20 protein-coding genes and 1 pseudogene are annotated in these 24,971 nt (G+C 53.1%); 11 read left to right on the forward strand and 10 right to left on the reverse strand.

Annotated features, from left to right (window positions below):
* Window positions 1–1,187: 1,187 nt before the first annotated feature.
* From GT019_RS04355 to GT019_RS04375, 4 genes and pseudogenes are all read left to right on the forward strand, one after another.
* A complete protein-coding gene (locus tag GT019_RS04355; protein ID WP_161741537.1) occupies window positions 1,188–1,781 on the forward strand; it encodes a response regulator transcription factor in 594 nt (197 codons plus the stop codon).
* Window positions 1,782–1,888: 107 nt separating this feature from the next.
* The gene (locus tag GT019_RS04360; protein WP_161741538.1) at window positions 1,889–3,145 is read left to right on the forward strand and encodes a sensor histidine kinase; all 1,257 of its coding nucleotides are present in this window, start codon (window positions 1,889–1,891) and stop codon (window positions 3,143–3,145) included.
* Window positions 3,146–3,234: 89 nt separating this feature from the next.
* Window positions 3,235–4,605: a hypothetical protein gene (locus GT019_RS04365; protein ID WP_161741539.1), complete on the forward strand. Its 1,371-nt coding sequence runs from the start codon at window positions 3,235–3,237 to the stop codon at window positions 4,603–4,605.
* Window positions 4,606–5,118: 513 nt separating this feature from the next.
* A pseudogene (locus GT019_RS04375) lies at window positions 5,119–5,433 on the forward strand (GNAT family N-acetyltransferase); the annotation flags it as partial.
* A 148-nt stretch (window positions 5,434–5,581) separates the two neighbouring features.
* Here GT019_RS04375 and GT019_RS04380 read toward each other — a convergent pair.
* Window positions 5,582–6,739 carry an alpha/beta fold hydrolase gene (locus GT019_RS04380; protein WP_201755241.1) on the reverse strand — a complete coding sequence of 386 codons (1,158 nt, stop codon included), beginning with the start codon at window positions 6,737–6,739 and terminating at the stop codon, window positions 5,582–5,584.
* Between the two features lie 338 nt (window positions 6,740–7,077).
* Between GT019_RS04380 and GT019_RS04385 the strand changes: the two genes are divergently transcribed.
* The 4 genes from GT019_RS04385 (at window position 7,078) to GT019_RS04400 (ending at window position 11,174) form a co-directional block, all read left to right on the forward strand.
* On the forward strand, window positions 7,078–7,377 hold the full coding sequence (locus GT019_RS04385; protein WP_161741541.1) for an ArsR/SmtB family transcription factor: 300 nt from the start codon (window positions 7,078–7,080) through the stop codon (window positions 7,375–7,377).
* A gap of 250 nt (window positions 7,378–7,627) precedes the next feature.
* The gene (locus GT019_RS04390; RefSeq protein ID WP_161741542.1) at window positions 7,628–8,794 is read left to right on the forward strand and encodes an iron-containing alcohol dehydrogenase; all 1,167 of its coding nucleotides are present in this window, start codon (window positions 7,628–7,630) and stop codon (window positions 8,792–8,794) included.
* A 219-nt stretch (window positions 8,795–9,013) separates the two neighbouring features.
* On the forward strand, window positions 9,014–10,141 hold the full coding sequence (locus GT019_RS04395; protein WP_161741543.1) for an NADH:flavin oxidoreductase: 1,128 nt from the start codon (window positions 9,014–9,016) through the stop codon (window positions 10,139–10,141).
* A 58-nt stretch (window positions 10,142–10,199) separates the two neighbouring features.
* Complete coding sequence (locus GT019_RS04400) at window positions 10,200–11,174, forward strand: oxidoreductase (RefSeq protein ID WP_161741544.1); 975 nt, start codon at window positions 10,200–10,202, stop codon at window positions 11,172–11,174.
* A 973-nt stretch (window positions 11,175–12,147) separates the two neighbouring features.
* Here the strand turns inward: GT019_RS04400 and GT019_RS04405 are convergent.
* The 7 genes from GT019_RS04405 to GT019_RS04435 all read right to left on the reverse strand — a co-directional run bounded on the left by GT019_RS04405 (window position 12,148) and on the right by GT019_RS04435 (window position 20,220).
* Complete coding sequence (locus GT019_RS04405; RefSeq protein ID WP_161741545.1) at window positions 12,148–13,254, reverse strand: Ger(x)C family spore germination protein; 1,107 nt, start codon at window positions 13,252–13,254, stop codon at window positions 12,148–12,150.
* Window positions 13,251–14,324 carry a GerAB/ArcD/ProY family transporter gene (locus tag GT019_RS04410; protein WP_268896022.1) on the reverse strand — a complete coding sequence of 358 codons (1,074 nt, stop codon included), beginning with the start codon at window positions 14,322–14,324 and terminating at the stop codon, window positions 13,251–13,253. The genes GT019_RS04405 and GT019_RS04410 overlap by 4 nt, the downstream gene beginning before the upstream one ends.
* Before the next feature lie 29 nt (window positions 14,325–14,353).
* Window positions 14,354–15,676, reverse strand: a complete 1,323-nt coding sequence (locus GT019_RS04415) for a spore germination protein (protein ID WP_161741547.1) — start codon at window positions 15,674–15,676, stop codon at window positions 14,354–14,356.
* A gap of 335 nt (window positions 15,677–16,011) precedes the next feature.
* Complete coding sequence (locus GT019_RS04420; protein ID WP_161741548.1) at window positions 16,012–16,914, reverse strand: metallophosphoesterase family protein; 903 nt, start codon at window positions 16,912–16,914, stop codon at window positions 16,012–16,014.
* Window positions 16,915–17,070: 156 nt separating this feature from the next.
* Window positions 17,071–19,353 carry a carboxypeptidase-like regulatory domain-containing protein gene (locus GT019_RS04425; protein ID WP_161741549.1) on the reverse strand — a complete coding sequence of 761 codons (2,283 nt, stop codon included), beginning with the start codon at window positions 19,351–19,353 and terminating at the stop codon, window positions 17,071–17,073.
* Entirely contained in the window at window positions 19,331–19,681 is a 351-nt protein-coding gene (locus GT019_RS04430; protein ID WP_161741550.1) for a hypothetical protein, read from the reverse strand. Before GT019_RS04430 ends, GT019_RS04425 begins: the two co-directional genes overlap by 23 nt.
* Entirely contained in the window at window positions 19,678–20,220 is a 543-nt protein-coding gene (locus GT019_RS04435) for an RNA polymerase sigma factor (protein ID WP_235946874.1), read from the reverse strand. The genes GT019_RS04430 and GT019_RS04435 overlap by 4 nt, the downstream gene beginning before the upstream one ends.
* Window positions 20,221–20,468: 248 nt before the next feature.
* Between GT019_RS04435 and GT019_RS04440 the strand changes: the two genes are divergently transcribed.
* The 3 genes from GT019_RS04440 (at window position 20,469) to modB (ending at window position 23,252) form a co-directional block, all read left to right on the forward strand.
* On the forward strand, window positions 20,469–21,344 hold the full coding sequence (locus GT019_RS04440) for a cation diffusion facilitator family transporter (protein WP_161741551.1): 876 nt from the start codon (window positions 20,469–20,471) through the stop codon (window positions 21,342–21,344).
* Between the two features lie 444 nt (window positions 21,345–21,788).
* The gene (gene modA, locus GT019_RS04445) at window positions 21,789–22,559 is read left to right on the forward strand and encodes a molybdate ABC transporter substrate-binding protein (protein WP_161741552.1); all 771 of its coding nucleotides are present in this window, start codon (window positions 21,789–21,791) and stop codon (window positions 22,557–22,559) included.
* 27 nt (window positions 22,560–22,586) lie between these two features.
* Window positions 22,587–23,252: a molybdate ABC transporter permease subunit gene (gene modB / locus GT019_RS04450; protein WP_161741553.1), complete on the forward strand. Its 666-nt coding sequence runs from the start codon at window positions 22,587–22,589 to the stop codon at window positions 23,250–23,252.
* A gap of 199 nt (window positions 23,253–23,451) precedes the next feature.
* Here modB and nfsA read toward each other — a convergent pair whose 3' ends face one another.
* Both nfsA and GT019_RS04460 read right to left on the reverse strand, forming a co-directional pair.
* The gene (gene nfsA, locus GT019_RS04455; RefSeq protein ID WP_161741554.1) at window positions 23,452–24,201 is read right to left on the reverse strand and encodes an oxygen-insensitive NADPH nitroreductase; all 750 of its coding nucleotides are present in this window, start codon (window positions 24,199–24,201) and stop codon (window positions 23,452–23,454) included.
* A gap of 39 nt (window positions 24,202–24,240) precedes the next feature.
* Window positions 24,241–24,954 (reverse strand): AAA family ATPase, encoded by a 714-nt coding sequence (locus GT019_RS04460; protein WP_161741555.1) that lies wholly within the window; start codon window positions 24,952–24,954, stop codon window positions 24,241–24,243.
* Window positions 24,955–24,971: the final 17 nt, after the last annotated feature.

Raw genomic sequence — 24,971 nt, forward strand, 5'->3', positions numbered from 1 at the left:
GTTCGCCAAGCTGGCAGTATGGTGAACTATCAGGAAATTGCCGGCCAACTCGACATAGACGATATTTCAGAATACGTTGATATATAGTCAGAATTCAGATCGCCGTCTTATTAAAAAATAACCATCGCCAATGAGCGATGGTTATTTTCTAATAAGACGAGAAATGGGCAATGAGATAAAGTTCTTGTCATTTATGACTGTCGGATGACAAGAACATTGCCTCATATAAAGCTACGTAAATCGCAGCTTTTTTATGTTGTGACATCAAGTTCTTGTCAAGAGCCATTGACAAGAACTTGATGTCATTCCCGATTCCGACAAGAACTTGATGTCATTGCCGACAACAGTTCCAAGCAGAACGTAGGTGCGCGTCAAGGTTAATTTACATAGCGTTGGAATTTAGTTCCTGCGTACGAACCTACATCGCCGCATGTAGCTACGCGTGCTCTTTTTTGAGTATGACTGTTCCAATTTTTACGGCGAATGCAGACATAGTGTCGTTTGGAGACGGAGAAGGTATGAAAGCCCCTTCGGAGGCAGCGGGAGAGCCAATTTGAATCTGTACCGGCTTTTCGGTTGGCAGGAAACTTGACCCGGCGCCAGTTGTTCCCGGCTCTTCAAAGCCAATATGATCGTCATCTGCGCATACTTGCTCATATCGACGGATGCCATCTCCGTGAGCGTAGTAAAGAATGCTTAATGGATCAGCATGACCTGCAAGTTGTCGCCAATTACGATGGCTGCGAAGTTGATGACCGGCCAGAGCAAGCTGCTGGGTTATCAAGGGAGATTAAGAATAATAGGACCTTAGCTATGGCTCAATGGAGTACTATCGGGATTTCCAAATAATAGTATACTTTAACATTGGTACTGACGATTCTGATTGTCATTCTGGTCATTTTCCGAGGCGGTTCGCCTGCAATTAGTGCGAAGAACAAGCGTGAGATTGATTTGGCAAGCGAATATTGAGTAGACGAGCCTGTTGGTGACCCAACAGGCTTTTTCGTGGAAAGATATCTGGACCAAAGCTTGTTTTTGGAAGTGCGTAGCTGTAAGCTCGTGAAACAGACTAGCCGAATCATGCCACTCTGGACTCATATGGGCTGTACGGGAATTTCATGCTCATTTCATAATTGATCGGTACATTGATGATTGATGTTCTATGGATGCTACAGGAGGTAAGAGTCATGCGTATCTTGCTGGCGGAGGATGATGAAATGCTTGGGGAACTAACCGAGCATCAGCTGAAGCGGCAATATCATGTTGTCGATTGGATGAAAGATGGCCGTCAGGCGAAGGCAGCATTGGCAGCCGGTCGGTATGACGTCTTCGTGCTGGATTGGATCATGCCCGAGGTGACGGGTTTAGAGCTCGTACGGGAGATCCGCAGAAGCGAGGAACATACGCCCATACTTCTATTGACGGCGCGGGATGCCGTTCATGACCGGGTAGAAGGGCTGCGAGCAGGGGCAGACGACTATATGATCAAACCGTTTGCGTTCGAGGAAGTGGAAGCGCGCTTATTCGCTCTGTTTCGGCGGCAGGATCGGGGATACCGATCGTCGGATACGATCAACTTAGGAGATATCCGTCATGCGGGACAAGTCCTTTCACGGGAGCAGCTGCTGGATCAGGTGTGGGGGCTCGAGTCGGATGTGACGCTGAATGCCGTCGATGCCACGATCAAATTGCTGCGCAAAAAAGTGGCCGGGCCTTATGAATCAAAATGCATTCAAAGCGTCTACGGCGTAGGATACCTGTTTAGTATAGGTGGGGAATGAGGACCATGTTCAAACGGACGCGAACCCGGTTAACGCGAGAGTTCTCGCTTACCATCGGCGTTATTCTTATGGTCTCCGCGATTTTTTCCTTATGGGTGGTACAGCAAATGCTGACATCGACGGAAGACAATCAGCTGGACTCATTAAGAAATCAGTATGAGGCGGAGCTGCAGAAACTGATCCAGTCTCCTAAAGGTAAGCTGTTGTTCGATCCTTCGGCGGATAGGGACAAGGTGAATTCGTTCTATGATCCTGGAGGGCTGCAGCTTGACCAGATGGCATGGCTGCTCGATTCGAACGGTGAAATAATTTTTCAGTCCTCGGCATCCAGCAAAGACCCGGGTGAGGCGGATTTTCCGCTGACGGCGCTTTTACCCAACCTTCTCGCGGAACCGGATCATGTTTATCGGAATGTAAGCGCCGATGGAAGAACCTTCCGAATTGGCGGAACGATCATTCCGAATGGTGTAATCAAGGACTACAGGATAATCGTTGCGCAGGAAGTGACGAATGATAACGAGCTTTTAGCTCAGCTGCGATGGGCGTTTGCGGGGTTCGCCCTGCTCATGCTTGCCGTCGGGGGAGCGGCCGGGTTTATATTGGCGGGCCGATCGATGGGGCCGATCGTACAAGCCTTCCAGCGACAAGAACAGTTTACGTCCGATGCATCGCATGAGCTGCGGACGCCGCTTAGCATTTTGAAATCTGCCTACGAGGTGTTGGAAGAGCAGAGCGATAAGCTGCCGGACTTCCATCGGAATGTATTGATGAAGTTTGGACGGGAAATCCATCATATGAGCCGGCTCGTCGAGAATTTGCTCGTGCTTGCGCGAAGCGACAACGGGCGGCTTGAGCTGGTTGTCTCGCGTTTCTCACTGCGTTACACGATCCGCCAAGTGATGGAGCAATTGGAGCCGATTGCGGCATCCAAGCATGTGCAGCTGGTATGGGAGAACCGTCAAAGCGCATCGGTTGAGGACGAAGCGATGATTCAAGCGGACGAAGTACGCATTCGGCAGCTCATCCTCATTCTGATCGAGAATGCAATCCAGTACAACCGGGAAGGCGGCAGCGTTACCGTTTCCTTGGAAACGAATCCACAAAAGGCATCCTTTATCGTCAGGGATACAGGGATTGGCATTGAAAACGAGCATCTGCCTCGTGTGTTCGAGCGGTTTTATCGGATGGATAAAGCCCGGACCCGCCGGTCGGAAGGGACAGGCCTCGGGCTTGCGATCGCCAAACAAATCGTCGATGCGCACCGGGCAAGGATAGAAGTGTGGAGTACCCCCCAGGTCGGTACAACTTTTCGCGTAACGCTTCCGAGCATTTCAGATTCTTTTCAGAATGTTGTTTTATCTTAAACGATGCAGCCTCCCGGCTGTAAGGAAGGCAAATCCAAATAAGGATGGGATAATCCATGAGGAAGAATTGGAAGCTCGCCGGCGCAGCAATGCTGATCGCGATCGCAGTGCCGGTAACCGCTTATGCGGCAGACAACCTGAACGGCAAATCGCAGGAGGATAAGAAGGCAAGCTATGCGGATTCCCAACAGACAGCGCCAGCCGGCAAGCAAGGAGAGAAGCCGGATCCGGGCAAAGCGAATAAGCTGAAGCTGGATTTGAAAGCCATCGCTTCATCGAAGCTCGGACTGGATCAAGCGGCTTTCGAGCAAGCGCAAAAAGACGGCAAGTCGCTCGCAGACATCGCGAAAGAAAAAGGCAAAGCGCTTCAACCGCTGATCGATGAGCTGACGAAGGAAATCAGCGATGAGATTCAGGCGAATCTCGATCCGAAGGATCTTACGGCGGAGGAAAAGGCGAATGTGAAGAAGAAAGCTGCGATGGAGGCAGAACGCATCTTCGCAATTCCGCTTAATCAAGAGAGCGATAAGCAGCAAGGCAGCTGGAATTTGGCAGCGGCTCTTGCATTAGTCGGAATCGATAAGGCCGCTTTCGCCGATCAGGTACACGTGGGCAAATCGTTCGCCGATATCGCTAAGGATCACGGCGTATCCCGTCAGCAGCTGATCGATGCGCTGTTGTCCGATGTAATCGCTAAAATCGATGAAGCGAAGGCAAACGGTGATTTGACGCAAGCGCAAGCCGATAAGCAGAAGCAGGCAGCACTGACCGATGTCGAAGATCTCGTCGACCATACGCAGTCGCTGTTCATGAAGAAGGAGAGCTTGGTAGTTGAACGGGGCAAAGGCGATAAAGGGGAATCGGACAAAGGGATAACCATCGATTTTGAGCAAACTGCTTCAACTAAGCTTGGTCTGGACAAAGCAGCCTTCCAACAAGCCGTGAAGGACGGCAAGTCACTGGCTGACATCGCGAAAGAGAAAGGGAAAGCGCTTCAGCCGTTGATCGATGAGTTAACGAAGGAAATCAGCGATGAAATTCAGGCGAAGCACAGCCCGGAGGTTCTTACGGCCGAGGAGAAAGAGAACGTGAAGAAGAAGGCCGCGATGGAAGCGCAGCGCGTCTTCACCACTCCGCTTAACGAGGAGCAAGGGAAGGAGCAGGGCAGCGGCGAGTACAATATGCAAGCCGCCTTAGCACTGCTCGGCATCGACAAAGCTACTTTCGCCGAACAGGTCCAAGCAGGCAAATCGTTCGCGGACATCGCCAAGGATCACAACGTATCCCGTCAGAAGCTGATCGATACGCTTGTTTCCGACTTCACTACCAAAATCGACGATGTAAAAGCACAAGGAGATATCACGCAGGAACAAGCCGATCAGAAGAAGCAGGCAGTGCTTAAGGAAGCAGAAGATTTTGTGGATCATACGCAGACGATGTTTGAGAAGAAGATAAAGTAATCGTCTAGAAATGAATGTTCGGTGACTGATGCTCCTCATGCGGTAGACAGGCGAAGTGCGAAAACCTGCTATGGTGTGGGGAGTTTTTTCATGGGCAAATACGCAATGGCGATGACTCATTTATGACATCAAGTTCTTGTCAACCGACAGTCATCAAGATCTGTCGGGTGACAAGAACATTATCTCATTAATGGCCGCTTATATCGCGGCTTTTTGTATTTATGGGATCAAGTTCTTGTCAAAATAAAATGACAAGAACTTGATCCCATTACCGAAATTGACAAGATCTTGATCTCATTGCCGACGCAAGTGCAGCGTCTTACTCAGGCTAAGACTAAATGTACATAGCCATGAAAGGATTGGGAAATGCTAGAACAAGCTGGGCTGTAGGCTGAACGACCAACTCATTCACGTCGACATCTTCCGGCTGCTCAAGCGCATGTTCTATAGCACGCACGATGGCGGAAGCCGGTAAGGCGTCGCGCCGGCTTCCGTAATTCATTTGACGCAGTTCATACTTGGATTATTGAGAATGATTCATCTTTTGTTGGCAGCGTAGCTCTGAAACCAACGTTAGACGGTTATTTATTGGAACATTTTTATATTCATCCCAATTACCAAGGTAAAGGTATCCGTAGTCATCTATTAAAAAATTTGCTTGAACAAAATGATGTAAAAGGAAAACGTGTCACATTAAATGTCTTACAAGGAAGCTCTGCTAAACGTCTTTATGAACGGTTTGGTTTTAAAGTGGAGAGTGAGGATCTCGTAGACCTTTACATGTCTTTGAATGTAGCGGGAAATAATAGAAATGCCGAGGGCGTGTAATAATGTTCTAAAATGTTCTCCCTAACGTGGAATATTCGCCTTGGCCGGCAAGGTATCGGGGATATGCTCGACGTGTTTGCAGAAAAAAACGTTAAATAAGCCGGTCATAATGACCGGCTGAATTTCTATCGGACTTTTTTGAGCAAGATCAACGGTTTAGTGCGGCTAATACCCGCGTTTCGAAAAAGGCCATCAGGTTGTTGATTGTTGCTTCCGGATCTTCATCCGGGAAGAAGTGGCCGACGTTGTTCAACTTCACCATCTTGACATCGGAAGCCCTACTGGCCAAGAACGGGTTCAGCATATCGTAAAAGGTCGAGGCCAAGCCCAGCACAGGCATGGTTAGCAACGGATAAGCGGTCAGATCTTTGATGTCTTGATTCCAGGCTTGAAACCAAGCGTTCGACGCGCGAATTGCATCGCGGCTGTCATAAGCTTGCGCGTACACGCTTCGGTCGAAGGCGTCAATCCGAGTCGGGTTAATCGACAAGTAGTCCATCACCCAGTTCTGCATAAGGTAAAACCGGCCTTCCAGCAGTTGCTGCGGCAAATCGGGCACGGAATTGAACGCGTCCCACCATGTAAAATAAATCGGATTTGGCTTGGTAAAGGCGTTGTCGGAAGGCAGAATGGATACGAGCTTGAACGCTTCGCAGGGATGCGGCACATCAAGCATCGCGAGCTTTTTGACGGCGGACGGGTAATTAGCGGCGAAACTGTAGGCAACCATCGACCCGATGTCGTGCCCAGCGATGTTTACCTGCTTCAAGCCCAGTTTGTCCACGAGCGCTTTAATGTCCTTAGCCATCATTTTCTTATCGTAGCCGCTCTGCGGCCTGCTTGTCCCGCCCATACCGCGCAAATCTACCGCGATGACGTGGAACCGCGTCGCGAGCGCGGGCATGATTTTGTGGTAAGACCACCAGGTTTGCGGCCAGCCCGGCAGCAGTACGAGCGGTTCGCCTTTGCCGCCTTCGACATAGTGAATACGGATACCGTTCGCCTCGGCGTAACCATTCTTGAAGCCGGGGAGTTTATTGATAAGTTCTGCATCAAGTTGGTCGATGGGCTGCATCATTCCAGCCGTGTAACTTGTATTGGAGAACATGGTGCTTGTGCTTGGCTGCGGAGTATAGCTGCTTTGCCGTTTGGGAATGCCCTGATATTGGGATTGTACGTAGCCTGACGGTTGATAGGTGCTACGGTTCTGCTGAAGTTGAAACTGATTCTGATTCATCCCGAGCTGCTGTATGCCATTCGTGTAAGACCCTTTGCCATAGAACCCCTGCTGCCCAGACTGATTCATGAGTTGTCCTCCCTAAATAGTTGAAGTTCGATCGGCGAATCGAAGCTAGGCACCTCGTTCCCCAATAATCACCTTTTATCTTTGGAGGAATATTACGAATTTATGACCGTTAGAATTTGGATTTGAATCTCAGCAAAAGGTATACACTACTTCAACACTTCGTTACAGGGTGACGGATTATGTACGTTGGCTGCTGTGTCCGCCGTGCATGAATCCCCACTTTTTTTCGTTGAAATAAAGGGGCAAGATAGCTTTCGGAATCCAACATTTCATTGCGTATATACAATTTTGAATTGAGAAATTGACATATTGCAAATCCGTAATATATAATGAGCGACATGACCAACCCAATCGAAATTTTTAAGGCACTTTCCAATGAGGCGCGTATTCAAATATTAGAATGGCTGAAGGATCCAACCACCCATTTTTCTCCCCAGGAAGGGGCTGATCTTGTTACGGTCGGGGTATGCGTAAGTCAGATTACCGAAAAATTGAATTTGAATCAATCCACCGCTTCGCAATATCTTTCCATGCTTCAACGAGCTGGGCTGGTCCATGCGACGCGTTCAGGGAAATGGACCTACTACAGAAGGAATGAAGAGGCGATTAAGGAAATCGGCCGGTTCCTTCAGAAATAACCGAATACCGGATACGGAAAACTGAATGGATGTTCGAATTCAGTTTTCCTACGAACAAACATATCGACAATTTGCGAACTCTAAATATTTTTTTGATCACTCATATCGATTATTTGAAATATATAAATGTTACTTTAAGGAGGTGATGTGCATCTGGAAAGATCTCGATCCGCATGACGGTTTTACGGATTAAGGATAGTGATGGTTGGTCAAAGAACTTAAAACTACAATCGAGAGGTGTATAACGAATATGGAAAGCTTTGCGTTTCATAATCCTACTAAGCTTTTGTTCGGTAAAGGTCAAGTAAGCAGCTTGAAAAAAGAGATTCCCGCGTACGGCAAACGCGTCCTTCTCTTGTACGGCGGCGGAAGCATTAAAAAAAGCGGCCTTTACGACAAAGTAATCGGCGAACTGAACGAAATCGACGCCTACGTCGTTGAGCTGGGGGGCGTTGAGCCGAATCCGCGGCTCACGACCGTCAACCAAGGGATTGCCCTCATCCGAGAAAATCAGCTCGATTTTATTCTTGCGGTCGGCGGCGGCAGCGTCATCGACGCCGCGAAGGCGATCGCCGCGGGCGTTCCCTACGACGGCGACGTATGGGATATCGTGACGAGCAAGGCAAAAGCACCTTCCAGCGCCGTACCGATCGGCACGGTAATCACGATCGCGGGAACGGGATCCGAGATGAACGGAAATTCCGTCATCACGAATTGGGAGACGAATACGAAAGCCTTCTTTAACTCCAATCACGTGCTTCCGAGATTCAGTATTCTAGATCCGGAGCTTACATCCACCGTACCTCGGGACCAGACGGTATACGGCAGCGTGGATATTATGGCCCATGTTTTCGAACAGTATTTTCATGCTTCGAGCAATGCGCCTCTTCAAGAACGAATCGGCGAAGCGATTCTTCGCACCGTCATCGAAACGGCGCCTAAGCTCGTGAACGACTTGAACAATTATGATTATCGTGAAGTCATGCTCTTAAACGGCACATTGGCCTTAAACGGACTAACCGGAATGGGCGTGAATCCGGATTGGGCGACGCATCTGATCGAACATGCAGTATCGGCTGTCCACGACATTCCGCATGGCGGCGGGATCGCGATCATTGCTCCGCATTGGATGGAACATGTCGCGGCCGTACGCCCCGAGAAAGTCGCGCAGCTGGGCGTTCGCGTATTCGATCTGGATCCAACGGGAAAAACGGATGCAGAATTGGCATCGGAAGCGATTCAGGCACTCCGGGCATTTTGGGCGTCCATTGGAGCGCCTGCGAAGCTGTCGGACTATGGAATCGATGACAAGGAAATTGAACTGATGACGGAAAGAGCGATGCTCGCCGAACAAATCGGTAACTATGTTCCGCTTACAAAGGATGACGTCAGAACCATTTTGAGAAAATCTTTATAACGAACTCAAAATAGGGCTGACTCAAAGAGAGACAGCCCTGTTTTCGCGTCCCGTAAATACGCCCTGTTCCATCGGTTCCTCCGGGGAAGAAATGAACCGCCCCCAAGGCGATCGGTTCATTGAATAGCCCATGGGACGGATGCTCGATTGAGAACGACCTTGCATAGGCAGACTTGATGCAAGGTAAGCAAAAAGCAGTCATATTCGGAGGAATTATAAATGAATGAAACGATGAACCGCCTTCTAAAGCCGTTTGCATCCGACAAGCTTTCCTTAAAAAATCGCATCGTCATGGCGCCGCTTACGCGCTCTTTCTCGCCAAACGGCGTTCCGGGCGAAAACGTAGCCCACTATTACCGTCGACGCGCGGAAAATCAAGTTGGACTTATCATTACGGAAGGAACCGTGATTAATGATGCGGCTGCCTCGGGTGATCCCGACGTTCCGCGTTTTCATGGCAAGGACGCATTAGACGGATGGGCAAAGGTTGTGGAAGAAGTTCATGCTGCAGGAGCGAAAATTGTACCCCAAATATGGCATGTTGGCATGACACGAGCATCTAACGATAGCTGGACGAAACCAGATCGGCTTCCGAATCCAGAAGCGCCGGCAGTAGGACCATCCGGTATCGAAGTGTATTCCATGCAACAAGCAGCTGAACCTTTGACCGAAGAAAGAATCCGATCGATCATCGCAGCATACGGTCAAGCCGCTGCCGATGCGAAACGGCTGGGTTTCGACGGTGTTGAGATTCATGGTGCGCATTCGTATCTTATTGATGAATTTTTTTGGGAAAAGACAAACCGACGGACAGATAAATACGGCGGCGACTTCGTGCAAAGAACGCGCTTTGCCGTTGAGGTCATCGAGGCGGTCCGCAAGGCCGTCGGTCCAGAATTCCCCATTATTTTCCGGATGTCACAATGGAAGCTCGGCGAACATCGGTCAAACTTGGTCAACAGTCCGGAAGAACTTGCCATGTTCCTCAAACCGCTCGTAGAGGCCGGGGTAGACCTTTTTCATGTTTCGACGTATCGGTTTTACACGCCCGAATTTGACGGCTCAGATCTTAATCTTGCGGGTTGGGTGAAGAAATTGACGGGTAAACCAACCATTGCCGTAGGCTCGGTCGGTCTTACCAGCGACCTTACTACTGCCCATGTAGAGCATTCCGTTGAAACGAACTTGAAAAAGCTTGCTGATGAGATTGAAAATGAAACTTACGATTTAGTGGCGGTTGGTCGCGCCCTGTTGGCCGATCCGGCATGGGTAACCAAAACACGTGACGGCCGATCGGACGAAATTATTCCATTCGTCTTCCCTGAATCACTTAGAACATTGTCTTGACGTTCAAAATACGGGCTATCGCATTCACCAACGAGACAAGTTTAGAAGGAGAACATCGATGACAACTAAACAGGCTCCTATCGGCTCCGGTTTCGGAGCTTCAACGACCGCCGTCGAGGTTATGAAGGGGATTGATTTAACTGGCAAAATCGCCATTGTTACAGGGGGTTATTCCGGAATAGGCTTAGAAACGGTGCGCGCGTTTTGCTCCGCCGGAGCCAAGGTCATGGTCCCAGCCCGAAATATCGAGAAAGCTAAAAAGGCATTGGCCGGCTTGCCGGATGTCCTAATTGACACAATGGACTTGCTTATTCCGGCCACGATCGATGCATTTGCGGATCGTTTCCTTCGCCAATTCGAAAAGCTTCACATCTTGGTAAATAACGCGGGCGTGATGGCAACGCCGCTCATGCGGGACGAGCGCGGCTACGAATCCCAGTTCTCGGCGAACCATCTCGGTCACTTTCAATTGACCTGCCGCCTTTGGCCTGCGCTCGTAGGTGCAGAAGGGGCTCGTGTCATAGCGCTCTCTTCCTATGCGCATCGGAGGGCGGGACTCAATTTCGACGATCTTAATTTCGAGCGCCGCGAATACGATCCATGGCTTGCTTATGGGCAAGCTAAGACCGCGAACGCTTTGTTCGCCGTCGCACTTGACTCGATTGGAAAGCACTATGGCGTGCGGGCTTTCTCCGTCCATCCGGGCGGGATCGTTACGGATCTTCAACGTCATTTATCGCAAGCTGATATGGACGCCTTAAATATTCTCGACGAAACCGGCATGCCGATTATTGATCCGGATCATAATAAGAAGACTCCCCAGCAAGGAGCGGCAACGAGCGTCTGGTGCGCGACTAGCCCTTTACTTGCGGGTAGAGGAGGCGTTTATTGCGCGGATTGCGAAATTGCCCGCGCACTGCCAAGAGATGCTTCAACCGAGATGCATGGCGTGCGCCCTCGTGCAACGGATCCCGTTGCTGCCGGTCGGCTTTGGCAGATTAGCGAGCAACTCACCGGCGTAAAACTCGACTGATGCTGCAATCCGAAGGCAAATTTTGACTGAAATCAATGATTGACTTTCTATCTACTAGAAGGTAGAATTCGAACATAACGAAAAAACGGCAGGGTTGATCCCCGAAGGCACATGGAATCTTGGCCTCCCATTAGGGGCGCAGCTCCTTGCAAGAACCTTCAAGAGATGCTAATCGGTTCAACTTGATTGCGGAAGGTATAATGTTCACCTTAAAAGCAAGTGGAGAAAGCACACCGTTATTTCGTTTTAACTACCTTTTAGTAGGTAGCTAGATGATTTCAGACATACAACTAACCAAAGAGTTATACGAAGAAAATAAGCAATGTTTTAAGTCCATTGACAAGTATATAAGAAATAACTTGTTAAGTAAGCATCATAATTGCATAAGAGTGCTGCAAGAATTGCGTAAGCTAGAAGAAGGGGAGTTTAACCCTATTTGCCCATACGCTTATGCTTATATTTTTTGGAGGCAGACAATACTTAATGCTCAGCATTTTTATAGCATCGAAGAATGATCAACAATTTCCAGCAAGCCAATCTGGAACGAGAAATTTCGTTACACAGCTTATAGAAGAAACGCTTATGGACCTAAGAGATAGGTTATCGGCTCAAATTAACCTGGACGTGAGAGATACCGCTGCTGTACTAAAGTCTGGTGTTAAACCGTTACACAACAGAATTCTGCTTGAATTACTTTTATCATTGGTTGTCGATAGCAAAGGAAAATGCTGCAGCTATACGCGTCCCAACATGGGCGTATGGTTATTTTTGTTAGTGAATCTTCAGTTCGATGGGTAATGGGATAAAGTTCTTGTCATTTATGACATCAAGTTCTTGTCAAACCGACAACAATCATTTATGACATCAAGTTCTTGTCAAACCGACAACAAGAGAAGAAACAAATGATAGAACGATTTAATGACATATGTATAAAATACGGGTTTTGTGAAAAAGTGTATAAGAAACCCCGGGTTCACTTAACCCCTCCAGAACTCTTAATCTCAACCCGCACGTTCGGCTTAAACGCCAGCTTCGGATAAATCGTTTCCCACGCCGTCCATTCGGCTTGCTGCCCGTTATGATGCGTTGCGCAGTAATGCAATCCGAATCCGATCGGATCCACGTTCAGCGCCTGCAGCTTTTGCAGCAAATGCGTGTAGCGCGCGGCGACGCCTTGTTCGGCAAGCCGTTCGTAATACGACCACGGCTTCTCATAAAAGGATTTCGACGATTCCTCGGCTTGGCCGATCATGCGCACGTTCAAGTGCAACACCGGCGCCAAATCTTCGGATGTGTCGATGTTATAGTTGGTCTTGATCTTATCCACGTTCAAGGCAAATTGAATTTGATCCGTTTTCGTCTCGATATCGAATTTCTGATATTTCGCCACCAATTTATTGAAGATTCGCGTTTCCTCCGGACTCAGCACGGCTTTCAATTTCGTCTTGTCGAACACGGCCACCTGATCGATCAAGTACGCGTTGCCCGTCGGCCGAATGATCGGCAAATACGGATCGAGCCCCTTCTCGGTCACTCGACGATGAAAATCGAACAAATATTCGGTCACGATATACGACGATTCGGTGCCGTCATGGTCGAAGCTCAAGAACAAACTGTCGCCCGGGAACCGTTCGGAATCGGTTTTCACGTTCAGCACTTCTTCGGCGCTCGGATCGCCCAGCGCCATGTAAGCGGCTCCTTGGATATCCCGTCTGCGCATGAACCAGTCCAGCGTATCCTTCTGCAGGATCTCCGCGCTCATTTGTTTGCCGATGACGACGATCTTGGCTTGCGAGAAGTCCAATTCTTTATCGACCTTGGATTTCATATGCCGTATCGCTTCGGTAATGGAACTCGCGTCATCGCTGACGAGCTGATACGTGTTGGTTTTGCCGGGCTCGATTTTGGAGAACGGAATCGCCATTTTCAAGGAAACATGATACGGCTTGTCGGGCTTCTCCGATTTATCGATGCCGATGGCCATCACGAAGAAACGCCGATCGATGTCCTTGAAGCCGCAGCCGGGCAAACCCGCGAGCAGCAGCATTCCTACGCTCATCCACAGTATCGTCCGTTTCACGCTTTTAACCTCCATCGGCTGAGTAGAACTACGGCGAACACGATCAGCACATCGAGCGGCATCCGAATACCCATCCAGAACGAGGACGCTTTGAACAGCGTGGTCTCGTCGAAACGCGCCCCGGCGATCACCGTCCCGATCCCGATCAGCACGCAGACGGCAAGCCTGGGAAGCTGGGTTCGCAGCGAAGCTTTCTTCGGCGGACGGATTCGAAACGCCCCCGTGACCAGCTCGGCGCCGACATGCCACGTGATCATCGTAAACACGTACGTCACGACCAAGAGAATCAACAGATAAATAGAGACGACCCGTTCGATCAGCAAGTATTTCATCCGAAACGCATCCACCGTCGACACCCAGGTATAGATATAATCGTCCACTCCGTCCGTTCCATGGAAGCCGATAGGGATGAAGAACGAGAACAACTCCAGGATGAGCCCCACCGCCGGAATCAGCCAGAGATGCTTGATTTGCTTATCGGCCGGAAACGTCCGGTTGAACACCGACAGCGCCATGTAGCCGGCAAACGTATTGGTAGCCGCCGACAAGCTGCTCCATGAAGGCATGACCCATGTATAGTCGAGCATGACCTTCACCGAGTCGTAATTCATGCTCTTGCTGAAGAGGCCATGAATCAGCAAGACGACGAGCAGCGGCACGCACACGATATATATGATTTCCGTGCTGAACAGGACCGTTTTCGACGTCTGAACCGCTCCAGCGCAGGTGACGATCACGAACAGGATGAGCAGCGCATACGGCGACATATCCGGGTTCAGATACTTGGAAATGATGAATGCGCAATGAATCCAAGCCATTCCCCCGGCGATGAACGACATTAGTCCCGCGCCCAATACCAGCGGCAGGCTTAACGCTTTCGGAAGCCGTTCGGCCGCGATTTCCGGCAGCCCTTTCCCCTTGAATTTCGAGAGGGACCGGGTATACGCGTAGACCAGCACGCCTCCGATCGCAGGTCCGATCAGGAAGGACAGGATCGCCCCGTCATATCGGGCGTTCATATGATCGCGAGGCACGATCAAGATGGTATGGATCAACATGGAGATGCTCATAAAGTAGAAAAAATAACGCGACAAATCATTCACCTGCTTCTTTTGGCTTCCCCGGAAAAGAGCTTCAGATACGGCTTGCCGAAGCTTCGCAGGCTCGCCGCATACAGGACGAAGCAAAATATGCCGGTCACGATGCCGACCAAGCCGAAATACATCGCCAGGATGATCAACGGGAATTTCGCGACCCGCACCGCATAGCTCATCGTATTGATCGGGATGACGAAGTTGGAGATCGCCACGGAAGAGGCAATGATGATCATGATGCTGCTGACCAGCCCCGCTTGCTGCGCCGCTTCGCCCAAGATCAGCCCGCCGACCGTCGTTGCCGTCGAACCGATATGCTTCGGCAGACGGATGCTCGCCTCCGTCAACGCTTCCGTCAGAAACAGCATCAGAAAGACCTCGTAGTACGAGGCGTACGGCACCGCCGCGCGGCTGCCGGCAATCTCGATCGCCAGCTGCGCCCGGAAGAATTCCGGATTATACGAGACGAAGGCGACGTACAGCGCCGGCAGCGTCATCGTAATGCAAGCCCCGATGTAGCGCAGCGCCTGCAGCGGCCGCATCAACCAGGGATACTGGTATACGTCTTCCATGGAATCCAGGAAATCGAAGAAGACCGCCGGCAAATTGATCGAGAACGGCGTGCCGTTCAGGAGCAGGATCACCTTGCCCTGACTCAAGTTCAATACCGTTCGGTCGGGACGATCCGTGACTAGCCCCGTAGGAAGCAAATGGTACCGGTCGGTTAGCAGCATCTGTACCTGATTGGAGGCCTGCACCACTTCCGCGTCGATTTTGGACAGCCGCTCGTCGAGCTCCAGCAGGACGTCCGGGTCGACTTTCGAAGCATCGTACAAGATCGCCAATGAAGTCTGGCTGACGGTTCCGATCACCGAGTATTCCACGCGCAGTTCTTTCGAAGGATAACGCGTCCGAATGATTTGCACGTTGGTCGCGATATCTTCGGAGAACGCATACTGCGGCCCCTGCAAAATGCTCTCCATCGTCGCGTCCAACGGCTTGGAGGTCGACGCCTTCGCCGATTCGATCGCGCAGATCGCATCGGGAAACAGCACGAGGGCATACCCGCGCAGCAGCTTTTGAACGGCCGCGTCCCCGCTCTGTACCTGCTCATAACCGGGAATCAAGCTCAGCCTGTTTTTGAAATCGGCCCTGTCGCTGCTATCGCCGAACGCTTGCATGATCGAGCTTTGAAGATATTGTTTGTCGCACAAGGACGACAGATAGACCAGCTGCACCGACTCCTCGTCGATATTCAGCCCCCGGCTGACGAGATCTCCGGAATGCATCAGCCCGGGAATCGCGGCGTGCAGATCGAACGGCTTCATGAGGCATTCATCCTTGTCGGTCATTTGGCTTAGTATACCCTGCGATCGGCCGTTTATATCCAGCAATATCCAAATGCGTTGACATGCGAATCGGTTGACATGCGAAAAAACCGGGCAACGAGCTCGCCCGGCATTCTCTCGCGATGGCACTTATGACAACGGTGAACCATAACTACTCGTTACGCGCGGCAGGCCGACAATAGCGCGGCGAGCAGCGCTTCGATATCGCCTTCCAACGCGTCGTCTAACAAGACGCGATTTATTGAAAGATTCTGGCTAATTAGCGTCATTAAACATCGTTATGTTTTCATACTTTTTTGACGCTATCTTCGAAATCATCCCGGAATCATTCCGCCGTCTTCCGGAATCAACCGAATCATCCGGCTCGCGCCGGTAAAGCCCGGCGCGCCGACGTACTGGTAGCGGCCTTCCCGAAACGCGTCGATGTGGTCGAGATGCACGTGCCCGCAGAATATGCCGCGGATGTTCCCGCTGTCCGGGCTTGCCAGCCATCGGCAGAATTCGCCCGTGCTTTCGTCTTGATGCGGCACCTGCCAGGCTTCCTGCACCGCGGGATCCCAGCCCGCGGCCCCCATCATGATCGGCGCTTTCCACCGCTTCACGACGTCTTTCACGAGGCCGGAAAGATACATCGGAATGTGCATGAACAGCAAGTAAGGCTCGCCGGACGCGGCCGCATCACGGATCGCGCCGAACTGGTCCGCGGTCACTTGGTAGTCGCTGTTGTCCAGCGCTATAAGCTTAACGCCAGCCAAAGTCCGAATCTCGCAGCCCGGCGACGACGAGATCCATTCGGCGAACTTCGGATACGCCGCGGCGCGAACCTCGGCGGAGAAGCTGCCGCCGGAGTACCAGTCATGGTTCCCGAGCGTGTACATATACGGCGCCGACAGGCGGGCAAAGGCCTCGCGGATCGTCTCCAGGTTGCCCTGCGACGGAAAATCGATGATATCGCCGGTCATTACGGTGCAATCGACAGCTTGCGCATTGGCGGCGTCAATGATGCGCTCGAAAATTGCGCGCGCGGATTCGCCTCCGCCATTCTCAGCGGCAAGATGCTCCGCACGGCTTTTTGCCGCGTCCTTGATCTCCTCCGGCTCCCGCTCGTCGCATTCCGTCAGATGGCAATCGGTCAGATGCAGGATCGACAAGTCGCGCTCAAGTCCCGGGATTCGAATCGTGATCTCGATTTGTTTGGCGTCCTCTGCATGGTTCATGTTCATCAGCTCCTTCACCCTCCTTACCCGATCCGGCCGGCAGCGAATACGCCGCGGTGCGGATTCTTTCCCCAGTATTGCCAGTAAATGAACCGCGATGACGTCGGGCATGATCGCCATTCCGCCGTACACGCCCGCATTCGTTACTTAACCCCATTAATCAATGTTCGCCAACGCCGCCAGAAACGCCTTGCTTGCCGGCCTGCCCGGTTGCGATAACCATTGTCCCAGCTTTGACATATCCCCTGCGTATTGCCACTGCATCGCCTGCTTGAGCTCCTTGATATAGACTGAACTTCCATGATCCTTCGCCTCCCGGCTCAAGTCCGACAGCAGCCGGCTCCAATCCGTTACGGTCTCGCCGCTTTTGCGTTCCGGGTATCGCGCCGCCAAGTCGGTAGCATGCTCGATCGAACCGACGACGAGGAGGTCGGCGGCCAGGAGATGCCCGACGAACCGATGGCTCTTCTCCGCGGGCATGACCGCCGCGAGCAATTCCTTCGCCTCTTCGAATCTGCCTTGCGTCATCAATGCCGCGGCATAGACGGACTGCACGTAAGTCAAGTCGCCGTCTTTGCCCAATTGCAGCCCGAGCTCGTAATATTGCTCCGCGCCGGACCAATCCTTCGCCGAGATGAACTGATTCATCAGCCAGAAGCTGTACTGTTGCTCGGGCCGAAGCTTCATCATCTCCAGGACATACGGGACCGTCTCCTCGTCGAGCCGTTCTCTGGCAGAACGATCGCTTGTTTCCCGCGAGTGATAAAGCCGGATAATCATGCCGAGGCTGTACGCATCCGCAGGATTCGCCGCCCAAGCTCGCTTGTAAGCCTTCAACGCGTCATCGTCGCGATAGGCGAGCAGCAGCCGATCGCCCTCCGACAACGTTCGATCGTGCAGCGTGAAGAACGGGAGCTCCCCCATCGTGTCCGGCGTCAACCGGTACCCGTTGCTTTGCGACAGCTTGTTCCCCTGCTCGTCGAACGCTTCGACGTACCACGAGAACCGTTTCCCCGGATTGGCGAATCCGAGCAGCGAGACGGGGTCGGGCACCTCTTTGCCGTCTACCTCGATGAAGGAATAACCCGAAGCGAGGTTATAGAGCGTGTCGACCGGCGCGCTCCATGCATGGCCCGTTATATGGTTTCGGATCTCGACGCCGATCGTGCCGTTCTCGACCTGGATATTGCCGTTAAGCTTGTAATAGGCGGCACCTTCGACGGGCTCCCAATCGAAATCGATGCGCGGACCGGCCAGCTCCACGTTGTTGACCGGGGCATTAAGCTTGATTAATGGCCTCAGAATGACGGGTATCGTCATGCGGCTGCCGGGATCGACGTCGATCCACTCATTGATTCCTACCGGCCAGCTCCACCCGTCGATCTGATCGTAGTCGAACCCGATCGTAAGCTGGTAGCTGCCGGGAAGCACGTCCGTGAACGTATAGCGGCCTTGATCGTCCGTCATGGTCTGATACGGCTCCGTATCCAATACGCTGTGATTGACCGCATCCTCCGTCCGCAGAAACACGGCGACGCGGGCCATCGCCTCGCCGTTGCTGCGCAGCACCGTTCCGGACACGGAAGCCGGCGCGTACGAGCCCGAAGTCGATTGCATCGCCGCGAAATACTGCCTCAGCGTCTCGAGCGGTTCCAATTGCGCCGGCTTCTCGCTCATGGCATCCCCCGGCTGGCTCATCAGTTTCTTGTACGCGACCGCATAGTTCGAGATTGCCTGCTGCACAAGCGCCTGCGCTTCGCTCGGACGCCCCTGATGAAGGAGAATTTGCGCTTTGAGCTTCGCGGACTTCACGTCCCCGTCGAGATCGATGTAATTGCCGGCCTCACGGTCGATTTCGTCCAACGATGCCTCCGCTCGCGAATACTCGCCTTGTTGCATAAGCAGCTTAACCTGCTCGAATCGCAGCTGCTTGACGATTCCTTCCTGACCGGCCGGATTACGCCGCTCGGCGGTCTCCAACGCTTCGATAGCCCGATCCGGTTCCCCCGACGAGCCGTCATACAAGGCCAGCTGCATGGCAGCCTGGGAGAGATAAGTGCCGACGGCCGGCCCGTTATCCAAATAGTCGCGCAGAGACGGCAGCTTCTCCTCCCAGGTTAACGCTGGCCGTTCAATGCCGTCGCTGCTGCCGCCCGATGTCGTGAAATTCGAACCGACATACACCCGATAGCCGCTGGCTAGCCGATCCTTGCCGTCGCCGAGCACGTAGGTTTGGATCAGCTTCCACTTCGCCTCGCTGGGCTTCGGATCGTCCAATGCCCGCAGCAATTCGGATTTGACCATGCCCGGAGACGCGGTGCCGGCCGGAAAATCGTTCGCCTCCGAAGGCATCAGCATGGCGCCTGCGCCGAACAACAGCCCCAATCCGATGATCCCGGAGACCAGATGCTTCACTTTAACGCGAATCTTCAGTCTCAATGGAGGCCACCGCCTTCTCGTATTCGTCCTGCCAATAATAATTTTCGCCTTCTTTGACCAGCACGCGATTCGCCGATGGTCCCGGACGGCCGTCTTCCGACATGCCGCGCAAGCGCCCGACCAGCAGCGAGCCGGCCAGCAAGGCAACGACCGCGGCGACCGGCACGACCGGAATTACCAGTTCCTTGTTCCACCATGCGCTTAGCCGGCCACGCCAACCGCGGGGGTGCGTGCGTTCCAGGACGCGCGCGCGACCGCCGAACCGCAGCGGGTTCAATTCTTCGTCGAGCGCGGATTTCATCGTTTCCTGCCGATCCTGCCCGTTCATGGCCAACCCTCCTCATCGGCTTCGAGTTCCGCCTTCAGCAGCCGGCGCCCTCTGGCCAGCCTCGCTTTGATCGTGTTTTCGTTCGTTTGCAGCTGCTCGGCGATCTCCGCGACCGACAGCTCCTGGTAATAGAACAGCGTGATGACCTCGCGGTATTTGTAGTCCAGACGGCCGATCGCTTCATGGACTTGCACGCCGCGCAGTTCAAGCAGCAAGCTTTCCTCGGGTCCCGGATCGCCCGGTTCCGCGTCCAGCTCCATGCGCGGGGACGGGAAGATATGACGCCAGCTCCACGTCCGCTGCTTCATGCGGCAGCGGTTGAGCGCGATCCGCAGGAGCCAACTGCCCAGCTTGGCCGGATCCTCCAGCTGCCCGATTTTGCGGTACGCCTGAACGAATGTATCCTGCACGGCTTCCTCGGCGGCCTGAAGATCTTTGAGCAGCAGATAAGCCGTTCTAAGCAGACGGTCGCCGTGAGCATCCATCAGCATCCGCAGCGCGTCTTCGTCTTTCTCCTTCAAGCGTGCGACGACATCCAAACCGGATTTCCCACCTCTCCTCCCTATGATGATGCGGCCAGCTTCCAATAAGTTGCAAGCGAAAAAAAAAACATGCCGGAAAATGAAATGGAACATAACTATTGTTATGTAAACTACTTGTTTTGGACATGCGCAACAAAGTTGAACCCTGCTTAATTTTGAGGGCGGCGACAACACTGTTTCTCTAGACCCACACGGTAATCGTCCTTTATCATTACGAACGAAGCATGTATTGATGGAGGTTTGGCATGGACAGGATGTACGAGGATATTAAAAAAGGGGAAAAAGGCGCATGGATCAGCATCGCGGCCTACTTGTGCCTGGCGGCGCTCAAGCTGTCGATCGGGCATTGGACGAATTCGGAGGCCTTGTCGGCGGACGGGCTCAACAATTCGACGGATATCGTCGCGTCGCTGGCCGTCTTGATCGGACTTCGGATATCCCGGAAGCCGCCCGACAGGGATCATCGCTATGGCCATTTCCGGGCGGAGACGGTATCGGCGCTCGTCGCGTCCTTCATTATGTTCGCGGTCGGTTTGCAGGTGCTGTACCAGGCGGCAACCTCCTTCGGCACGCCGCACGCGACTTCGCAGGGCAGCGTGGCTGCTTGGACGGCTTTGTTCTCCGCCGCGGCGATTTATATGGTTTACCGGTATAACGCCAGATTGGCCAGGCAGATCAACAGTCAAGCGATGATGGCCGCAGCCCAGGATAACCGGTCGGACGCGCTCGTCAGCCTCGGTGCTTTCATCGGCATATTCGCCGCGCAATGCGGGTTGCCTTGGCTCGATCCATTAACGGCGTTAATCGTCGGAGTGATCATCTGCAGGACGGCTTGGGGCATCTTCCGCGATGCCACGCATGCGTTGACCGACGGGTTCGACGATCAAGAGCTGCAAGTGATGAAGAAGACGATTCGCGAAGTGCCCGGCGTCAAGAAAATCATCGACATCAAAGCCCGCATTCACGGCAACAACAAACTGGTCGACGTTACGATCGGCGTGAACGGCATGCTCAACGTCTCGGAGAGCCATGAAATTACCGAGCAGGTCGAGAAACAGATGTACGATCACCACCGGATCACGCACGTGCACATTCATATCGAGCCGTTCGAGACGTCGTAAGACTACCTGAAGAGACGGAGCGAAACGTCAGCGTGATCTGGCTTTGCGAGGCGACGGAGTAATGAGGCATTGTGAAGCGACAGAGTGATCGGGCACTGCGAAGCGACCGAGTGACTTGGCATTGTAAAGCGATAGAGTGATCTCGCATGGCGAAGTGTCAGAGCGAGGTGTCAGAGCGATGCGATCTGCGAAAAGACGCAATTAAGAAGTCATAGCAACGAAATTTAACAGCACGACATAACAATAGTTATGTCAACCAATTAATCCATCCCAAAGGACCGGTAATCGCTGCCCGACAGCTTGCCGGTCCTTGATTTTTGACACCCAAATACTAATTATATCTAAAAAGGTCTATTTATATCTAAACACTATAAATCGCAATAGAGATATGTTACGATAACTCTCATGAATGCGGTCATAACCGTCTCAGGAGGGAATCCTAGCATGAAAAAGCAAGTAGGCATCAGTCTTGCCTTGTTGGCGGCGGTCGTGGCGCTGCAGGCTCAGCCGTCCAATGCGGCAGCCAAGAAAACCGAGCTGCTCGTCTCCGCGGCGGCCAGCTTGAAGGACAGTCTCGACACGATCGAGAAAACGTACGAGAAGCAGCATCCGGACATCGATCTCGTCTTCAATTACGGCTCTTCCGGCACCCTGCAGAAGCAAATCGAGCAAGGCGCGCCGGCGGACCTCTTCTTCTCGGCCGGACAGAAGCAGATGGATACGCTCGTCAAAGAAAAATTGATCGCCGACCACGCCACGCTGTTGAACAACGATTTGGTCATGGTCGTTCCGACGAATTCCAAGCAGGCGTTCACGACCGTCAAAGAACTGACGGACAAATCCGTGAAGAAGATCGCCATCGGCCAACCGGAATCCGTTCCAGCCGGTCAATACGCCAAGGAAACGCTCACGACCCGTAAGGTCTGGGATTCCCTGCAATCTAAGCTCGTCTACGCGAAGGACGTCCGGCAAGTGCTGACCTACGTGGAGACAGGCAACGTCGATGCCGGCTTCGTCTACAAAACGGATGCGTTGACCTCCAGCAAAGTAAAAATCGCGCTCCGCATCATTCCCGGCGTCCACAGCCCGATTCTCTATCCGGCCGGCGTCGTGAAGGAAACCAAGCATGCCGCGGAAGCGAAAGCCTTCTATGCGTACCTGCAAACGAAAGAAGCGGACGCCGTTTTCACGAAATACGGCTTTAAACTGTCGTAACGGCCGCCGTCTTAAGGGAGTCTTGCCATGGATTGGAATCATTTCCTGGACCCGATCGGATTATCCATCCAGATATCCGTCGTCGCCAGCATACTCGTCTTCGCGGCTTCGCTCTTTATCGCTTGGCGCATGGCCAAGGCTCGTTTCTGGGGCAAAGCCCTGTTTGAAACCGTACTCCTGCTTCCGCTCGTGCTGCCGCCGACCGTCGTCGGCTTCGTCCTGCTGGTCGTCCTCGGCCGCCGCAGCTGGATCGGAAAAGCCTATGAATCGCTGTTCGGCGGGCCGATTCTGTTCACCTGGGAGGCAGCGGTGATCGCGGCCGCGGTCGTGGCTTTCCCGCTTGCCTATCGCACGATCAAGACCGGCCTGCAAGGCGTCGATGCCGATCTGGAAAATGCCGCCAGGGCGATGGGCGCAAGCGAGTGGCAGGTATTCCGCTACATAACCGTGCCCCTGTCTGCGCGCTCGCTCGCATCCGGCTATATTCTCGGCTTTTGCCGGGGGCTTGGCGAATTCGGCGCCACGCTGATGGTCGCGGGCAACATTCCGGGCAGAACGCAAACGATCCCGACCGCGATCTACGTCGCGTCGGACGGCGGAAGCATGACGATGGCCTGGGCGTGGGCGGGATCAATGATCCTCCTCTCGTTTCTCCTGCTGCTGGTCGTCGACCGTATCTCCAAGGATCGGTGACCGGGGCCCCGTAACAGCTAATCAACGTCCAAGCAACAGCAAAGTAGCAAAGCAGCAAACCAACAAACAAAAACCTTCTTCTGCGGAAGTCCGCGGAAGAAGGTTTTTGTTGTTTCGGATGATATTCCAGTCGTCGATAGTTGATGCCATTAATGGATTGCTATCAGCCCAGCTTGCGTCAGATCCTCGGACTCGTCAGTCAATATAATCGAAAGCCTTGGCTTTCCAAATACGCGCGCATATGCGGCCGAAGCTGCTCCGGCCGGAAACGGGCCGCCATTTCCGTCGACCACACCGACGTCCGCCCTGTTCCCGACCGCTCGGCATAGTAGTCCCTCATCGTAACGTCGTAGGCCTCGATTCCTTCGGCAATCGCTGCTTCGTCGTATGCTTCTTCATGATACACGGCCGATAACGGTAGCCTCGGACGCTGATCCGGCTCCTGATCCGGAACCCCAACGCACATGCCGAATACGGGATACACGAGCTTGGGCAGCTTCAACAGCTCCGTCACGTCCTGCGGCCGGTTGCGGATGCCGCCGATATACACGATGCCGAGGCCAAGCGATTCCGCGGCAACGGCGGCATTCTGCGCGGCAAGCCCGGCGTCGACGGTCGCCATGATGAACGTCTCCATGTTCTGTTCGAGCTGAAATCCGGGCGATTCCCGGTGCAGCCCGACCGCCGTCTGCAGCCGGTTCAAATCCGCGCACCAAACGAGGAACAGCGGCGCCTGCGCGACATGCCGCTGGTTGCCCGTCAATTCGGCAAGCTTATCCCGTTTCTCCTCGCTCCGGATGCCGATGACGCTGTAGGCTTGCATATTGGATGAGGTCGAGGCGGCCTGCGCGGCGGCCAGAATTTGCGCGAGCTGCGCGTCGGTGACGGGCTGCGAAGAGAATTTGCGGATGGAGCGATGCGATTTTAACAGGGAGATCGTGTCGTTCATGGGTATGCCTCCTTCATTCTTCTTGGCTTAACCGATAGGCTAGTCGTCGGCAAACAGTTCTTTCAGCACCTTGTCCTTGTTCTCGAGAAACCTTCGCGTCAAGACGTAATGGAGCGTGTCCTCGTAACGGATCTCGCCGACGGGCAACGAATCGAAATCGAATATTTGCGCGTCCGGATAGCCGAGCAGGATCGGGGAATGCGTGGCGACGATGAATTGGGCCTCCCCTTCCAGATCATGCATGATCCGCAGCAGGGCCAACTGTCTCGCCGGCGACAGCGCGGCTTCGGGCTCGTCCAACAGGTAGATCGCCTTCCCGCCGAACCGGTTGGCGAACAGCGACAGGAACGCTTCGCCGTGCGACTGCTGATGCAGCGAACGGCCGCCGTAATACGGCAGCGAGTCCGGCATCGTATCGATGTGGCTCGCGAACTGATAGAACGTCTCGGCCCGCAGGAAGAAGCCGTTCGTGATCTTCGGCAGCCACGACAAGCGAAGATGGCCGCCAAGCGCGGATGCGGACGCCTCCACCTCGTACGCGTTGCTGCGTCCGCCGCCTGCCGTATTGAAGCCGCATTGATACGCGATCGCCTCCAGCAGCGTGGATTTGCCGGACCCGTTCTCTCCGACGAAGAACGCGACATTCGACGTGAAAATTAATGACGTTAACGAACGAATCGCCGGTATCGAGAACGGGTATTCGCGCGGATCCATTTCATCGACGCTTGCGAGCGAGATGCTTTTCAAATACATGGGCTACAGCTCCATAT

It is taken from the genome of Paenibacillus glycinis (assembly GCF_009909185.1).
GTDB classification, from domain to species: Bacteria; Bacillota; Bacilli; order Paenibacillales; family Paenibacillaceae; genus Paenibacillus_Z; species Paenibacillus_Z glycinis.

Coding starts and splice junctions, on each gene's coding strand:
- GT019_RS04355 (WP_161741537.1), top strand. CDS start 1,188: ATGCGTATCTTGCTGGCGGAGGATGATGAAATGCTTGGGGAACTAACC.
- GT019_RS04360 (WP_161741538.1), top strand. CDS start 1,889: ATGCTGACATCGACGGAAGACAATCAGCTGGACTCATTAAGAAATCAG.
- GT019_RS04365 (WP_161741539.1), top strand. CDS start 3,235: ATGCTGATCGCGATCGCAGTGCCGGTAACCGCTTATGCGGCAGACAAC.
- GT019_RS04380 (WP_201755241.1), bottom strand. CDS start 6,739: ATGAATCAGTCTGGGCAGCAGGGGTTCTATGGCAAAGGGTCTTACACG.
- GT019_RS04385 (WP_161741541.1), top strand. CDS start 7,078: ATGACCAACCCAATCGAAATTTTTAAGGCACTTTCCAATGAGGCGCGT.
- GT019_RS04390 (WP_161741542.1), top strand. CDS start 7,628: ATGGAAAGCTTTGCGTTTCATAATCCTACTAAGCTTTTGTTCGGTAAA.
- GT019_RS04395 (WP_161741543.1), top strand. CDS start 9,014: ATGAATGAAACGATGAACCGCCTTCTAAAGCCGTTTGCATCCGACAAG.
- GT019_RS04400 (WP_161741544.1), top strand. CDS start 10,200: ATGACAACTAAACAGGCTCCTATCGGCTCCGGTTTCGGAGCTTCAACG.
- GT019_RS04410 (WP_268896022.1), bottom strand. CDS start 14,324: ATGAGCATCTCCATGTTGATCCATACCATCTTGATCGTGCCTCGCGAT.
- GT019_RS04415 (WP_161741547.1), bottom strand. CDS start 15,676: ATGAAGCCGTTCGATCTGCACGCCGCGATTCCCGGGCTGATGCATTCC.
- GT019_RS04420 (WP_161741548.1), bottom strand. CDS start 16,914: ATGAACCATGCAGAGGACGCCAAACAAATCGAGATCACGATTCGAATC.
- GT019_RS04430 (WP_161741550.1), bottom strand. CDS start 19,681: ATGAACGGGCAGGATCGGCAGGAAACGATGAAATCCGCGCTCGACGAA.
- GT019_RS04440 (WP_161741551.1), top strand. CDS start 20,469: ATGGACAGGATGTACGAGGATATTAAAAAAGGGGAAAAAGGCGCATGG.
- modA (WP_161741552.1), top strand. CDS start 21,789: ATGAAAAAGCAAGTAGGCATCAGTCTTGCCTTGTTGGCGGCGGTCGTG.
- modB (WP_161741553.1), top strand. CDS start 22,587: ATGGATTGGAATCATTTCCTGGACCCGATCGGATTATCCATCCAGATA.
- nfsA (WP_161741554.1), bottom strand. CDS start 24,201: ATGAACGACACGATCTCCCTGTTAAAATCGCATCGCTCCATCCGCAAA.
- GT019_RS04460 (WP_161741555.1), bottom strand. CDS start 24,954: ATGTATTTGAAAAGCATCTCGCTCGCAAGCGTCGATGAAATGGATCCG.